Source organism: Wolbachia endosymbiont (group A) of Acrocera orbiculus, from assembly GCF_947250015.1.
In the GTDB taxonomy this organism is placed as follows: domain Bacteria; phylum Pseudomonadota; class Alphaproteobacteria; order Rickettsiales; family Anaplasmataceae; genus Wolbachia; species Wolbachia pipientis.
In genome coordinates, this window is record NZ_OX366272.1 from 311,746 (window position 1) to 325,877 (window position 14,132).

The 14,132-nt window shown below is 35.7% G+C and carries 14 protein-coding genes and 3 pseudogenes; 11 read left to right on the forward strand and 6 right to left on the reverse strand.

Translation table 11 applies throughout. The features are described from left to right. Positions 1 to 5: 5 nt before the first annotated feature. The 4 genes from OOL03_RS01585 to OOL03_RS01600 all read right to left on the reverse strand — a co-directional run bounded on the left by OOL03_RS01585 (position 6) and on the right by OOL03_RS01600 (position 4,147). Positions 6 to 962: an IS5 family transposase gene (locus OOL03_RS01585; protein WP_253303449.1), complete on the reverse strand. Its 957-nt coding sequence runs from the start codon at positions 960 to 962 to the stop codon at positions 6 to 8. 711 nt (positions 963 to 1,673) lie between these two features. After that, positions 1,674 to 2,252 carry an RlmE family RNA methyltransferase gene (locus tag OOL03_RS01590; protein ID WP_010962344.1) on the reverse strand — a complete coding sequence of 193 codons (579 nt, stop codon included), beginning with the start codon at positions 2,250 to 2,252 and terminating at the stop codon, positions 1,674 to 1,676. Positions 2,253 to 2,328: 76 nt separating this feature from the next. Then, positions 2,329 to 2,904 carry a PopZ family protein gene (locus OOL03_RS01595; RefSeq protein ID WP_010082598.1) on the reverse strand — a complete coding sequence of 192 codons (576 nt, stop codon included), beginning with the start codon at positions 2,902 to 2,904 and terminating at the stop codon, positions 2,329 to 2,331. Between the two features lie 19 nt (positions 2,905 to 2,923). Next, on the reverse strand, positions 2,924 to 4,147 hold the full coding sequence (locus OOL03_RS01600) for a TolC family protein (protein WP_264707479.1): 1,224 nt from the start codon (positions 4,145 to 4,147) through the stop codon (positions 2,924 to 2,926). A gap of 129 nt (positions 4,148 to 4,276) precedes the next feature. On the opposite strand from OOL03_RS01600, the gene rplM reads away from it, so the two are divergent. From rplM to OOL03_RS01615, 3 genes are all read left to right on the forward strand, one after another. Further along, entirely contained in the window at positions 4,277 to 4,735 is a 459-nt protein-coding gene (rplM, locus tag OOL03_RS01605) for a 50S ribosomal protein L13 (protein ID WP_264707480.1), read from the forward strand. A gap of 10 nt (positions 4,736 to 4,745) precedes the next feature. After that, complete coding sequence (gene rpsI / locus OOL03_RS01610) at positions 4,746 to 5,201, forward strand: 30S ribosomal protein S9 (RefSeq protein WP_006279875.1); 456 nt, start codon at positions 4,746 to 4,748, stop codon at positions 5,199 to 5,201. A 146-nt stretch (positions 5,202 to 5,347) separates the two neighbouring features. After that, positions 5,348 to 5,659, forward strand: coding sequence for an HU family DNA-binding protein (locus tag OOL03_RS01615; RefSeq protein WP_010082594.1), 312 nt, complete (start codon positions 5,348 to 5,350; stop codon positions 5,657 to 5,659). On the opposite strand, the gene OOL03_RS01620 is transcribed toward OOL03_RS01615, so the two are convergent. Next, on the reverse strand, positions 5,652 to 6,359 hold the full coding sequence (locus OOL03_RS01620) for a pyridoxine 5'-phosphate synthase (RefSeq protein ID WP_006279877.1): 708 nt from the start codon (positions 6,357 to 6,359) through the stop codon (positions 5,652 to 5,654). The genes OOL03_RS01615 and OOL03_RS01620 overlap by 8 nt on opposite strands. 136 nt (positions 6,360 to 6,495) lie before the next feature. Between OOL03_RS01620 and OOL03_RS07125 the strand changes: the two are divergent. The 4 genes and pseudogenes from OOL03_RS07125 to OOL03_RS01655 form a co-directional block, all read left to right on the forward strand. Further along, positions 6,496 to 7,539, forward strand: a pseudogene (locus OOL03_RS07125) (IS3 family transposase). 58 nt (positions 7,540 to 7,597) lie between these two features. Further along, positions 7,598 to 7,765 (forward strand): annotated as a pseudogene (locus OOL03_RS01645) (transposase); the annotation flags it as partial. 62 nt (positions 7,766 to 7,827) lie between these two features. Then, positions 7,828 to 8,687, forward strand: a protein-coding gene (locus tag OOL03_RS01650) for an IS630 family transposase (RefSeq protein WP_264707019.1) whose coding sequence is annotated in 2 segments (ribosomal slippage) — positions 7,828 to 8,152 and positions 8,152 to 8,687 — 861 coding nt in all. Because the reading frame shifts where the segments join, the coding sequence is not laid out codon by codon here. Between the two features lie 27 nt (positions 8,688 to 8,714). Further along, positions 8,715 to 8,989: pseudogene (locus OOL03_RS01655) on the forward strand (transposase); the annotation flags it as partial. Positions 8,990 to 9,036: 47 nt separating this feature from the next. On the opposite strand, the gene OOL03_RS01660 reads toward OOL03_RS01655, so the two are convergent. Then, a protein-coding gene (locus OOL03_RS01660) for an IS630 family transposase (RefSeq protein WP_264707034.1) occupies positions 9,037 to 9,896 on the reverse strand; the annotation gives its coding sequence in 2 pieces (ribosomal slippage) (positions 9,037 to 9,572 and positions 9,572 to 9,896; 861 coding nt in all). 242 nt (positions 9,897 to 10,138) lie between these two features. Between OOL03_RS01660 and OOL03_RS01665 the strand changes: the two genes are divergently transcribed. The 4 genes from OOL03_RS01665 to OOL03_RS01680 all read left to right on the forward strand — a co-directional run bounded on the left by OOL03_RS01665 (position 10,139) and on the right by OOL03_RS01680 (position 13,978). After that, positions 10,139 to 11,602, forward strand: coding sequence for a YifB family Mg chelatase-like AAA ATPase (locus OOL03_RS01665; protein ID WP_264707483.1), 1,464 nt, complete (start codon positions 10,139 to 10,141; stop codon positions 11,600 to 11,602). Between the two features lie 83 nt (positions 11,603 to 11,685). Beyond that, positions 11,686 to 12,135 (forward strand): hypothetical protein, encoded by a 450-nt coding sequence (locus OOL03_RS01670; protein ID WP_264707484.1) that lies wholly within the window; start codon positions 11,686 to 11,688, stop codon positions 12,133 to 12,135. Between the two features lie 248 nt (positions 12,136 to 12,383). After that, a complete protein-coding gene (ftsZ, locus tag OOL03_RS01675) occupies positions 12,384 to 13,580 on the forward strand; it encodes a cell division protein FtsZ (protein WP_010962790.1) in 1,197 nt (398 codons plus the stop codon). Next, positions 13,580 to 13,978 carry an EVE domain-containing protein gene (locus OOL03_RS01680; RefSeq protein ID WP_319803720.1) on the forward strand — a complete coding sequence of 133 codons (399 nt, stop codon included), beginning with the start codon at positions 13,580 to 13,582 and terminating at the stop codon, positions 13,976 to 13,978. Before ftsZ ends, OOL03_RS01680 begins: the two co-directional genes overlap by 1 nt. Positions 13,979 to 14,132: the final 154 nt, after the last annotated feature.

Genomic DNA, 14,132 nt, shown 5'->3' on the forward strand with positions numbered 1-14,132 from the left:
TAAATTCATGAAGCTATCTCAAACTTAGCCATGCCTATTTCAGTAAATTTGTTAAGCAAATAACACTTGAGTAGCAGTTCCTTCTCACGATTAATCTCAGATTTGCTCCTAAAACTAAACCCAAATATTCGCTTCAACCTTGAGAAAAATCCTTCAATATACGATCTTTTTCCGTAATTTACTTCTTCTTTCCATCTTTTTATACCATTCTCACCATGTAATTTCATTAACTGAATAGCGGCATTTCTATCAAGCATATAATCCAATTTTGGATGCTCTGCTGCGTTGTTTTTCGGAGGAATTTTCGTTTTTATACCATATTGATTACACAGCTTATAGAGCTTTTCTCTGTCATATGCCCTATCTGCATATAGTACTTTTATGACATACTGAAAATCGACTTCTTTTAGCAAATCACAAGCTCCATAGTGATCAGAGTAGACACCGTTACTGTATTTTACAGCTATGGCTTTTTTGCTGTTTGTATTCAACATTACATGCAATTTTCTTGTCTGTTCATAGCTGCGATACTTTCTATCTTCGCTATTTTCTTTGCTATGACCAGGAGTGTTGTTGTATATACTAATTCCTGTACTGTCTATAGTAATTTCGATATCTTCCATATTATTTTTATCAATTCTGCAATCATTGATCTTAATATTGAGTTTCTTAAACCTTCTTGATGATTGTGAATAGCTGATAACTTGCAAATTTTTCCCAATTTGCTCAAGGTATCCTGCTATAAACCCAACTGTTTGCCTCAGGCCTATTCTAAATAAACAAGTTATTATGTGCACCAAAATTACAACTTTATCGCTATAAATATTGTTGCCACCTGGTATTTTTGGACCATTCTCGTACCACTTTTCTATGGCTTCGTTGATATAATGAAAAATATTTCCTCTTTTTTCTAGAAATTTGTTATATTCGCTATGGTTACTGACCCTCATTTTTTGTGGCATATTTTTTCTTTCAAGGTTAAATGGCTATTTTATAATGAATTTTGTCAGTAGCCACCAGATTTTTTCAGTTGCTATGCAACAAAGCCATCCCAGTGTCAAGCACTGGGATGACAAGATATAAACCTTATCGTCATACCGCCACAAACCGTCATACCGCGATTCATTCGCGGTATCTCTAGATCCTGCTAACAAGTAGCGGGATGACGATTGTCGTTTAGCCATAAACATTAAGAAATTTACCAAATAAAAAAAAAGGCAAAAGAAGCCCTGGGGTTATTATCCGCTTTAAAATATTGGCGTTTTTTATGTTTTAAACGCTTGACAAGCGAGATTCAGCTGCTTTTAATTGCAACTAACTTACGCTGCAAATGTTTAAGAAATTTACTAAGCAGAAAAAAAGACAAAGAATCCCCGAGTTAGCTAGTCTTTTACTATCTCTGTCGAGTATTGGCATTTTTTGATGTCTTGTAACGCTTTATAAGCGCGTTCAGCTTATTTAGATAAAAACCTAGATGTAGATGAAGTTTTGTAAAGACATACAGTATCTATATACTGCAAAAAATTGAACATAAGACGCCGATACATTAAGTAATCCTTACCTTTTAATCTGCAGATTGGCGAAAGCAAATACAATAGCTTCAGTTTCATGATAAGGTGGCTGGCAGAGTTTGTCAAGCAACTTTCTTGCTTCTGTGAGTACCTGGATTAATATTATATAGAAGGTTTGCTGCCAATAAAGCCTAAACTTACCAAATACATTTCTGTAGATTCAGATCTACTTGACTTTGGTTTAAAGTATTTTACTGTTTTAAACATTTTTTTTAGCTCGTTACAAAAATCTTTATCAGATTCTCCTTGGAAAATTTTTACTACAAACGTGCCACCATGGCTCAAGAAATGCTTTGCAAAATTGAGCGCTGCCTCACATAAAAGCATAATTCTGATATGATCCAACGATTTTAAACCACAAGATTCGGGCGCCATGTCAGATAAAATTACATCAAATTTTTGATCCTTGAATTTTTCTCTTAAAATTTCAAACTCATTGATAATATCACATTGTATAAACTCTACTCCATTAATTGCGTTCATTGGTTTTATGTCAAGAGCAACCACATTTGCACCTTTCTGAGATGCAACTTGTGACCATCCACCAGGAGAAGCACCAAGATCAATAATTTTTTGCCCTTCTTGGAATAATTTAAATTTGTTATCCATTTCTACCAGCTTATATGCTGAGCGTGACCTATAACCATCCTTGCTAGTTTTTTGCACATACTGATCATTCAAATGACGATGTAGCCACCTTGTTGAAGATAGTTTTCTGCCTCTAGCCGTCTTTACTCTAGTTTTTATTGCTAATACCCTACTTATTATTGATTATATCTTTAAGCTCTTTTTCAACTACTTCTTTTACCAGTGCATGTAGATATTTATTCAGCCATTCTGAGAGCTGAGGTTTTAAAAGAGATGTAACTAATTCTTCAACAGTAAGGTTCGCTTTTTTTTGTTGTTTATGCTGTAATTCGTTTTGCATTTTTCCAAGCAACGCTTTGATCTCTTCCATATTCTCTTTTAAAATTAGATGATCGTTATTTTGCGCTTGTAAGCCGCTATTACTCGCTTTGTTATTACTCATTTGGATATTATCGTACAAATAAATATCTTTTTTTTCTTCTGAATTGTAGCTATGGCCATTAAATTGGTTATTGTTGCAAGCCATTTCCTCACTTTGGTCATCATTATCAATGTCCTCTTTTTCATTATTTTCTTTTTTGCCATCTTCTTCTATTTCTTCTGGATACTCTTCCTCAAGGTATAGCACATCATCATTTTCATCCTTTATTTCTGCTTTATCGTTACTCGCGTTTTTACCCGATATAGCTTTTTTTATATCTTCTAGGATATCTTTTACAGATTGATTGCCTTGTTCATCATGCATAGTGCTAATACCATTAAATTTAGAGGTCTATACTATTTATCATAAAAAGCAAGTTGTAAACACTAATCACATAATTGCTTTTTGCTTCAACTAATTCTGAACGTGCTTTAAATAATGCATCTTCAGTGTCCAAAAGGTCAGATGTACTCTTTAAATTTAAGTTTACTTCTTGCTCAACTCCTTCCAATGCTAGAGCTGCTGCTTTTTCCGCTTCTTGACTTGCTTTGATAATGGCCTTTGCTGTCAACACATTATTCCAAGCATTTACAACTGCTTGTTCTATATTTTTTACCATTTCATAATAATCGTAGGTAGATTTTTTTGCATCCATTTTAGCTTTACTGACACCAAAAGCATTAACTCCTCTCTTAAAGATTGGAACATCAAGAGTAAAAACTACATGAACATTTTCTAATAGTTTGTCTACCTTCATACCATCCTCCCCAAAATTTTTGCTTGCACTTAGATTTAAAGAAGGAAGCCACTTGGAGCTTTCAGCAATCACTTCCATTCCGGCTGCTCTTTTTTGATAAACTGCTGCTTTTAGAGATAAATTATTGGTTTTTGCTAACTGTAAACATTCATTTAGCTCTGGAACAGAAGGTAGTTTATCATTAGCTTCAGAAAGGTCATCAGCATCTTCGCCAATCAAATGATAATAAGCAATATTTACCAACTTTAATTTACCTTCAGCATCAACTCTTTCGGATATAGAAGACGAAAATTTTGCTTTTGCTAACAAAACTTCAGCATTGGTTACCTCTCCAAGGGAAAAGCGTTTTTTCATAGCTGACAAATGTTCCAAAGAAACGCGTTCTTTATGTTCTCTGAGCTTTAATATTTCTGTCTTTTGTAAAACATTAACATATGCTTTCACAGCATTAAGTGCAAGCTCTTGTTTTAATTGCTGAAATCGCATCTTTTCTGCTTTGAGAAGATGGCTTGATCGACTGAATGTGGCAAAGGTACCACCGCCATCGATTAATTTCTGGCGCAATGTAAGTTTTTTTTCAGATGTATCAAGATTAAAGTTACTATCGAAATTGTATTGCAAATTAATGTCAGGTAAAAATCCAGCTAACCCAGAAGATTTATAGTGTTTTTCTGCGCTTTTATATTGGTAAAATTGAGACTTTATTTTTGAGCTATTTTTGATGGCTTTGCTTATCACTTCTCCCACATCGGTTGCATAGCAACTTATAGTATTAAAAATGATCGCAAGTGTGATAATCAATCGAAACATTCTAATTCCTATGCATATTGGTTGCGCAGCTCAATTACTAACATAAATTACTTTAATAATCAATAACTAATATTGTTGACACTATTGAGAAATTAAGTATATCATAGCTTACTATTGTTGGATCAAATAATGAAGACTTTTTTCTTAAGGGAGAAACAAATCAATAAAAAGTGGTTTGTCATAGATGCAGAAGGATTAGTGGTAGGGAGGCTTGCAGCATTTGTAGCGACACTATTACGTGGAAAGCATAAACCTGAGTATACACCTCATATGGATTGTGGCGATAATGTAATTATTATCAACGCAGAAAAGGTGCATTTCACCGGAAAGAAGCTTAAAGATAAAATTTACTATAAGCATACAGGTTATTCTGGTGGTTTGAAGAAAACTACTCCAGATAATATTTTAAATGGCAAATTTCCTGAGCGTGTAATAGAAATGGCAGTGAAAAGGATGCTTGATGATGGGCCTATGGCACGTAGACGCTTTGAAAATTTGTATGTTTATTCTGGTTCAGAGCATAAGCATCAAGGACAGCAACCTGAAAAGATAGATTTTGCCTCTTTGAATCGTAAAAATAAAAAGTAATGGAGTAAAAATGAAGAGTTCTACAATAAATAACAATGATTGGTCAGAAAAGACAATTAAATCAGCAGTTGATTCGCTTGGTCGTTTATATGCTACAGGCCGAAGAAAAGAATCTGTAGCAAGAGTATGGATAAAGCCGGGGAGTGGAAAATTTAGTGTTAACAAAAAAGGCGATCTAATTTCTTATTTTAAAAGAGAGTCAGTGTGCCAAATAGTAAAAATGCCATTTGTTGCAACTTCCACATTGGATAAATACGATGTATTTGCAACTGTAAAAGGTGGAGGGCTATCTGGTCAAGCAGGTGCTCTAGCTCATGGAATAAGCAGAGCTTTAAGTAGTGTAAGCCAAGATTTGCATTCTATACTACGTAATGGTGAGTTCTTAACTAGAGATTCACGTGTTGTTGAACGTAAGAAATATGGTCAACATAAAGCTCGGAAAAAGTGTCAATTTTCTAAGAGATAGTTATTTTATAGGGGTGTTTTTTTGTAAGTATTATACAAATATTTGCAAAAATGTATGATATCCTCTATTTTTGTGATGAATTTAGTTGACTATCGGTGTCAACATAATATGCTATTTATGTGATTTTTTCAATATTAAGGTAATTTATGAGTAAAGAAGATATAATAAAACAATTAAAGGAAGATTGTTCTAGTCAGAATATAGATATAACAAAATCTGATTTGAGCAAGATTCATGATGCGTTTATTAAAATAATAAAGAATGAGCTGCATGGGAAAGGTGAAATACGTTTGCATGGAATAGGAACATTTTCTACTGCTATCAGTCAGGAAAAACAATGTCGTAACCCCCAAAGTGGTCAGATCATGACTGTTCCTAAAAAGACAAGGGTAAAATTTAAAGCAAGCCAAACTCTTTTAAGTATTTTAAATGAGAAGGAAAAAGCAGCAGTTAGTTAGACATTGTCATTTTCATTGTTTTTACTACGCTGTGTAAGCCGTAAAATACAGCTTCGCTAATTAAATAGTGGCCTATGTTAAGAGCTGAGATGTGAGGTATTCTTGTCATCTTCTTAGCGTGTTTATAAGTTATGCCATGTCCTGCGTGGCATTCTATTCCTAATTTATTGACGTACTCTGCAGCATTAGTAATTAACTGTAACTTTTTTTCTGATGGATTATCACAGTAATCCCCTGTGTGAATTTCTATTATGTCAGGTTTTGTCCCTAGCTTTTCAAGATATTTTAGTTGATCAATATTTGGATCGATAAACAGTGAGACTTTTATGCTGGAGCTATGCATTTCCTCTATTATACTAGAAAGTTTACTGTGCATATTCACGATATCCAGGCCACCTTCGGTTGTTAATTCTTCTCTTTTTTCTGGTACTATACTAATCGAATAGGGTTTTACCTTTTTTGCTATTTCAAGCATTTCTTCCGTGGCTGCAATTTCAAGATTTAGCTCAGTGCTAATGCTTTTTTTTAGGTTAAATACGTCTTCATCTCTAATATGCCTTCTATCTTCTCGTAAGTGTACAGTAATAAAGTCTGCTCCAGCGTCAATGGCTATTTCTGCTGCTTTCAATGGATCTGGATAAGAAGTTCCGCGTGCGTTGCGGAGGGTTGCAACGTGATCGATATTAACACCTAGTTTCACAATCTACCTCAGAAATTATTTATAGATTATACATGTTATTAGGTTTTTTGCATAGTCATTGTTTGACCTTATCCAGAAAAAGTGGAGAGAAAGAAAAGAGTTTTTTTGGGTAAAATAAAATTTTGGAGGATTAGAAATGGCAAGAGAATATACGGCAGAATTCAAATTGGAAGCTGTTAAGCTGGCAAATGAACAAAGAAAGGTAGGTCAAACAATTACAAAAACAGCAAAGGATTTAGGAATAAAGGGTGGTTTATTAGGAAAATGGATAAAGAAACACAACGAAAAAAAGTCGGCAGCAGATGCATTTCCAGGTAGAGGTAACATGGCTCCTTACGACAAAGAGAGGTTTGATTTACAAAGCAAGAGTAACAAGGGAAAGAGACATTTAAAAAAAAGCCCTGGCCAGTCAAAAAGAGTAAAATATTTTTTTATATAGTAACTGCTATAAAGTACAGGAATTATGTAGGATTTTCTGCTAGTGGCTACTATAAGTGGACTACAAGGAAAATAAGCAGTAGAGAATCAGCAAATAAAGAGTTATTAGCAGATATTCAAAAAATATATCAAGCTTCTAAATGTAGATATGGAGCTCCTAAAATTCATGCTGAATTAAAGGCTTTGGGTAAAAGTTGCAATTTGAAAACGGTGCAAAGTATTATGCAGAAAAATGACATCAGGGCTATACTGAGAAGAAAGTTTAAAATTAAAAAACAACAAACAGATAATAGAGCTGTAGCTCCCAATATACTAGATCAAAACTTTATTGTTGATCAACCAAATAAAGTATGGGATTACTTACATCAAAACCAAGGAGGGATGGCTATATTTGGCAGCAATAATTCTCACGTATGGTAGTTAATGAGTAGTGCAATAAATAAACAATTGGTTATGAACTCTTTATTAATGGCCATTAATAGGCGTAAACCTGTTAAAAATCTACTGCTGCACAGTGACCAAGGTTCACAATATACTGCGCAAGGGTATCAATATCTCTTAGCTGTAAAGAATATAGATGAGTAATAAAGGCTGTTGTTACGACAATTCTGTTGCAGAAAGCTTCTTTAGCTCATTGAAAAGAGAAATACTTATTGATACTTCACAACACTCTGCTCAACAAACTAGAACTGCAATATTTGAATACATAGAAATTTTTTATAACAAACAACGTCACTATTAGAGGTTGTCCACAAACCAAGGAATACGTAGTATATAAAGAAAGAATATTGAGGTAAGAGATGAGGAAAAAATATCCAACAGATTTAAGTAAAAGGGAATGGGCAAGAATAGAAAAACACTTCAGAGTATCGTACAAGAAAGGAGGAAGGCCACCAAAATACAGTAAGTGTGAGATAGTAAATGCAATTCTTTATATACTGCGCACAGGATGTCAATGGCGCTATTTATAGCTCTTTCGATAAAAGTCCGGATGTGATAGGATAAGGATAGATGATGATAAGGAGGTTGAATGCCAGCAGCATATAGTTATGATTTAAGAAAAAAAGCAATGGAAGCGCTAGACGAAGGAGAAAGCAGAGAAACAGTGGCAGCAAGATTTAAGATTGGACGAACTACTTTATGGGAGTGGCAGCAAAGAAGAAAAGAAACAGGAGACTTTCAATCAAAAAAACTTGGAAATGGGGGTTACAATCACAAAATTACCGACTGGGATACCTTTGCCAAATTTGCCAGAGAACACGGAGGAAAGACTCTATCGGAAATGGCTAAACTTTGGAACAACGTTAGTATCCAAACGATCTATCGAGCCCTTAAAAAAATTGGATTTACGCGCAAAAAAAGACATATGGATACAAGGAAAGAAACGAAGAAAAACGTGCTGAATTTTTGAAAATTATAGCGACAAAAGAACCTAAAAACTTAGTGTATATAGATGAGTCTGGCATTGATAACACCGAAGACTACCCCTACGGATATTGCCAGAAAGGACGGCGGTTTTATGCCTTAAAATCTGGAAAGAAAACTCAACGAATCAGTATGGTTGCAGCCTTAAGTGGAAGAAAGATAGTTGTTCCGTTAACCTTTGAAGGCCACTGTAATATGGATGTTTTTAATGGATGGTTTGAGCAATTTTTGACACCGATCTTGGAACCTGGACAGACTGTCATTCTTGACAATGCTACTTTTCATAAGTCTGATAAGATTATCGAGCTTGCTAAAGGGGTTGGTGCAGAAATTTTGTATCTGCCGCCTTATTCTCCAGATTTCAACAAAATTGAGCATCATTGGTTTGCTATAAAAAACAGAGCCAGGAAAAACATTCCTCTATTCGAATCCTTTCTTCGTGCTGTTGATTCTGCCTTCCTATGACCTGTTTGGACTATTATGAGAAATGCTATAGTTATAGATTCTTTATTGATGGCCGTTGATAAACGCAAACCCGATAAAAATCTGCTGTTACATAGCGATCAAGGGTCACAGTATACCTCTCAAAATTACCAATTTCTATTGAATACAAAAAACATCATTTCCAGCATGAGCCATAAGGGCTGTTGTTACGATAACTCTGTTGCAGAAAAGTTCACTTAAAAGGGAGCTGCTTATTGATACTTCTCGCTCAACAAACCAGAACTGCCATATTTGAATACATAGAAATCTTTTATAACAAATAACGTAGACATTCTACTATTATAGCATTTCTCATAATAGTCCAAACAGGTCATAGGAAGGCAGAATCAACAGCACGAAGAAAGGATTCGAATAGAGGAATGTTTTTCCTGGCTCTGTTTTTTATAGCAAACCAATGATGCTCAATTTTGTTGAAATCTGGAGAATAAGGCGGCAGATACAAAATTTCTGCACCAACCCCTTTAGCAAGCTCGATAATCTTATCAGACTTATGAAAAGTAGCATTGTCAAGAATGACAGTCTGTCCAGGTTCCAAGATCGGTGTCAAAAATTGCTCAAACCATCCATTAAAAACATCCATATTACAGTGGCCTTCAAAGGTTAACGGAACAACTATCTTTCTTCCACTTAAGGCTGCAACCATACTGATTCGTTGAGTTTTCTTTCCAGATTTTAAGGCATAAAACCGCTGTCCTTTCTGGCAATATCCGTAGGGGTAGTCTTCGGTGTTATCAATGCCAGACTCATCTATATACACTAAGTTTTTAGGTTCTTTTGTCGCTATAATTTTCAAAAATTCAGCACGTTTTTCTTCGTTTCTTTCCTTGTATCCATATGTCTTTTTTTGCGCGTAAATCCAATTTTTTTAAGGGCTCGATAGATCGTTTGGATACTAACGTTGTTCCAAAGTTTAGCCATTTCCGATAGAGTCTTTCCTCCGTGTTCTCTGGCAAATTTGGCAAAGGTATCCCAGTCGGTAATTTTGTGATTGTAACCCCCATTTCCAAGTTTTTTTGATTGAAAGTCTCCTGTTTCTTTTCTTCTTTGCTGCCACTCCCATAAAGTAGTTCGTCCAATCTTAAATCTTGCTGCCACTGTTTCTCTGCTTTCTCCTTCGTCTAGCGCTTCCATTGCTTTTTTTCTTAAATCATAACTATATGCTGCTGGCATTCAACCTCCTTATCATCATCTATCCTTATCCTATCACATCCGGACTTTTATCGAAAGAGCTATACAACAAGAATTGAGCCTTGTTACAGATAGCTTGAAAAACTTTTCCTCAAGTGTTGAATCAAAACTTGATCTGGTAGATTGGCAGACTAAACAAAATATTATTAGAATGTTAATTCATCAAATTGAAATCAACCACAACCACTTATACATAGTATTTCGCATAAAAAGTCTTGCAAATTTTGATCAAAATAGGCATAATAGAATTATGCAATGTTGTACTAGCAGTCAATATTGTTGGATTGCCAGATAAAACTGTTGCGGAATCCAAAGAACGCATCAGAGCAGCGTTAAATTCAATCAATCTACTACTACCTCCAAAAAGAATTACAGTTAATCTCTCCCCTGCGGATTTACTGAAAGAAGGTAGTCATTATGACTTGGCTATTGCTATTGGACTACTTGTTGTAATGAATGTGATACCAGTTGAAAAAGTTCAGTCTTATATCATTATGGGTGAGCTTGCCCTTGATGGCAGAGTTATTCCAGTTTCAGGAGTGCTGCCAACAGCGATCAATGCAAAACAGGCAAATAAAGGAGTAATTTGCCCAAGGGGAAATGGAGTAGAGGCTTCATGGGTAAAGAATGTTTCAATTCTAGCTATAGAGAAATTAACTGATATTATCAGACACTTTAAGGGTGAGCAATTAATTCAGCCAGTAATTTTTAAATATAGTGATGCACCCAAAGAAAAAAGATTGGTTCCCGATATGAAGGATATTAAAGGCCAAGTTGTTGCAAAAAGAGCAGCTGAAATTGCAGCAGCAGGTGGGCATAATATGCTTCTTGTTGGCCCTCCTGGTACTGGAAAATCAATGCTTGCTAAACGATTTGTAGGGCTATTACCTGATTTGACTGAACAGGAAATGATTGATGTTAATATTATTTCCAGCATAACAAAAACTGGTAACGAAATATTCAAAGTAACTCGTCCCTTTCGTGAACCTCATCATTCATGCTCTATGCCAGCGATGATAGGGGGAGGAAAGAATGCAAAACCTGGAGAAATTACCATGGCTCACAATGGCGTGTTATTCCTTGATGAGTTGCCAGAATTTCCAAGACTTGTGCTTGATTCTCTGCGCCAACCACTTGAAGATAGAAAAGTTACCGTTGCAAGGGCAAATGCTCACATAACCTACCCTGCCAATTTTCAACTGATAGCTGCAATGAACCCTTGCAGGTGCGGTTATTTAGGTGATGCAAGCAGATCGTGCAACAAAGCTCCAAAGTGTGGCACAGATTACAAAAACAAAATATCAGGGCCATTGCTTGATAGAATAGACATATGCATTGAGATGCCAAACGTTAGCATACTCTCTCCTGAAATCTCTGTGGAGGGAGAAAGTACTAAAATTATAAGAGAAAGAGTGATAGCAGCAAGAAAAGTTCAAACTGAGCGCTATAGTGAATTAAATATTCGTTGCAATTCAGAAGTAAGCGGTGAAGCATTTAATAAATTTACTGAACCAGATCAGGCAGGGTTAGAATTGCTAAAATACGTACTGAAAGAAAATTACATTTCCAATCGAGGCTACACACGCGTATTAAAAGTTGCAAGAACTATTGCAGATCTTGCAAAAAGTGAAGAAGTAAAAAGAGCACACATTGCTGAAGCGCTCAATTACAGAATAAAGGTATATTAAAAAATTAGTTTACTTGACAGGCAATTTTTTTTACTATATGCTTCCTTAATGAAATTTTAACATTCTATTTAAGGAGTAGAGTTATGGCATTAACAAATTATGAGTATGGAAAAGGGGATGGCATTTTTCATGCTATTTCAGAAGGATATATACAAGCTGAAAAATACTGGGGAATTCCTGGTGCTGCTGGTGGAGCTGGTCAGTACGCTATGCATAATAAAGGGAGAACAGCATTATTTCCGCTTGCAGTTGCAAGTGTTGTCTTTACAGCAATGCATATGAAAGCAGGCTTTGTTAGTGCAGCAGAAGCTTCTGGGTTTCTTGCTAAGACTGCCAGTTACTTTGTTGGAACAAATCAAGCAATAGCTGCTTCATTACCTGGATTTATCGGAACAGGTGTTGCTGGTCAGATAGTTGCGGGTGCCATAATGGCAATTGCTGCAGCTGCCGTTCTTTATGGAACATATCAAGTTGCCTCAAAATTAAAAGATGTTGCAGTTGAAGCATTGAAAGGGAAAGATCAGGAAGTATAATAATCTTCAACAAAATAAAAAGGGATAGGTTTCTGTCCCTTTTTATAAACGTTTTCTATTTTTTGCATCGGTTAAGTGATGTCATCTAAGAATCTAGTTATTATAATTAACTGCACTTATTAGTATAAATGTTAAGAATAAGTAAATCCCGTTTACTGTTTACGCCTATAGAAGTGAAAAGTATTTGCATATTATTAAAAAAGCGGTAACTTATTATCAAGTGAATTCGCTAAATTTGAGTAATTTAAATGTCTATTGATCTTAGTCTGCCGGAGTTACCTATATTGCACCCAAGGATTACCGTTGTGGGAGTGGGTGGTGCTGGTGGAAATGCTGTGAATAACATGATCCAATCTAATTTGCAAGGAGTGAATTTTGTTGTCGCAAATACCGATGCTCAAGCACTAGAAAAGTCGTTATGTGATAAAAAAATTCAGCTTGGCATTAATTTAACTAAGGGGCTTGGTGCTGGTGCTTTGCCTGATGTTGGCAAAGGTGCAGCAGAAGAGTCAATTGATGAGATTATGGAGCATATAAAAGATAGTCATATGCTTTTCATCACAGCAGGAATGGGCGGTGGTACTGGAACCGGTGCAGCACCGGTAATTGCAAAAGCAGCCAGAGAAGCAAGAGCCGCAGTTAAGGATAGAGCGCCAAAAGAAAAAAAGATATTGACTGTTGGAGTTGTAACTAAACCGTTCGGTTTTGAAGGTGTGCGCCGTATGCGCATTGCAGAGCTTGGACTTGAAGAACTGCAAAAATACGTGGATACACTTATTGTCATTCCAAATCAGAATTTATTTAGAATTGCAAATGAAAAAACTACATTTTCTGATGCATTTAAACTTGCTGATAATGTTCTGCACATTGGCATCAGAGGAGTAACTGACTTGATGGTCATGCCAGGGCTTATCAATCTTGACTTCGCTGATATAGAAACAGTAATGAGCGAGATGGGCAAAGCGATGATTGGCACCGGAGAGGCAGAAGGAGAAGATAGAGCAATTAGCGCTGCAGAGGCTGCAATATCTAATCCATTGCTTGATAATGTATCAATGAAAGGTGCGCAAGGAATATTAATTAACATTACTGGTGGCGGAGATATGACTCTGTTTGAAGTTGATGCTGCAGCCAATAGAGTGCGTGAAGAAGTAGATGAAAATGCAAATATAATATTTGGTGCTACTTTTGATCAAGCGATGGAGGGAAGAGTTAGAGTTTCTGTTCTTGCAACTGGCATTGATGGTCGCAATAATAAATCAGAAACTTCACCTATAAGTCAGAGCGAAGACTCAGAGAAAGAGAAATTTAAGTGGCCATATAGTCAAAGTGAAAGTACGCAAGACAAAACACTGGAAACAAAACCAGCTGAACAGGTAAGCGAAGGAGCTAAGTGGGGCAGCAATATCTATGATATACCAGCTTACTTAAGAAGAAAAAAATAATGCAATTTTGGCTACTCAAGTCAGAGCCAAGTGAATACTCATGGCAAAAAATGGAAAAGGATCAGGTAGTTGAGTGGGGTGGTGTGCGCAATTATCAAGCTCAAAATTACATGAAAATTATGAAAGCAAGCGATCTTGCGTTTTTTTATCATACAGGTAAAGAGAAAGCAATACTTGGAATCGTTGAAGTATTTAAAGAGTATTATCATGTTAATGATCCCAAGTTCGGATTAGTGAATGTAAAGTTTTTGAAACCTTTAAATAACCAAGTAACGTTAAATAATATAAAACAAAACCCACTTTTGAAAAATATGACTATATTAAAACAACCACGTTTATCAATTGCCCCAGTTTCGGAAATTGAATGGAATGAAATAATAAGGATGAGTGATGTGTAATACCTGTCATTTCAGTTCCTAAATGATGTCATCTCAGCACACAACGCACAGCTGTATGAATATTTGTCTCGAAGGCAGTGCATTAAACGTTATAGCCGATTTTGCATCAAACACAAAGGTGTCATTCCAGTGCTTGACACTGGAATCCAGCCTT

What these genes read in the sequence shown, in the direction of transcription:
- OOL03_RS01680 (WP_319803720.1), top strand. Translation starts at nt 13,580, where the DNA reads ATGCAATTTTGGCTACTCAAGTCAGAGCCAAGTGAATACTCATGGCAA.
- OOL03_RS01600 (WP_264707479.1), bottom strand. Translation starts at nt 4,147, where the DNA reads ATGTTTCGATTGATTATCACACTTGCGATCATTTTTAATACTATAAGT.
- rplM (WP_264707480.1), top strand. Translation starts at nt 4,277, where the DNA reads ATGAAGACTTTTTTCTTAAGGGAGAAACAAATCAATAAAAAGTGGTTT.
- OOL03_RS01670 (WP_264707484.1), top strand. Translation starts at nt 11,686, where the DNA reads ATGGCATTAACAAATTATGAGTATGGAAAAGGGGATGGCATTTTTCAT.
- OOL03_RS01585 (WP_253303449.1), bottom strand. Translation starts at nt 962, where the DNA reads ATGCCACAAAAAATGAGGGTCAGTAACCATAGCGAATATAACAAATTT.
- ftsZ (WP_010962790.1), top strand. Translation starts at nt 12,384, where the DNA reads ATGTCTATTGATCTTAGTCTGCCGGAGTTACCTATATTGCACCCAAGG.
- OOL03_RS01595 (WP_010082598.1), bottom strand. Translation starts at nt 2,904, where the DNA reads ATGCATGATGAACAAGGCAATCAATCTGTAAAAGATATCCTAGAAGAT.
- OOL03_RS01615 (WP_010082594.1), top strand. Translation starts at nt 5,348, where the DNA reads ATGAGTAAAGAAGATATAATAAAACAATTAAAGGAAGATTGTTCTAGT.
- rpsI (WP_006279875.1), top strand. Translation starts at nt 4,746, where the DNA reads ATGAAGAGTTCTACAATAAATAACAATGATTGGTCAGAAAAGACAATT.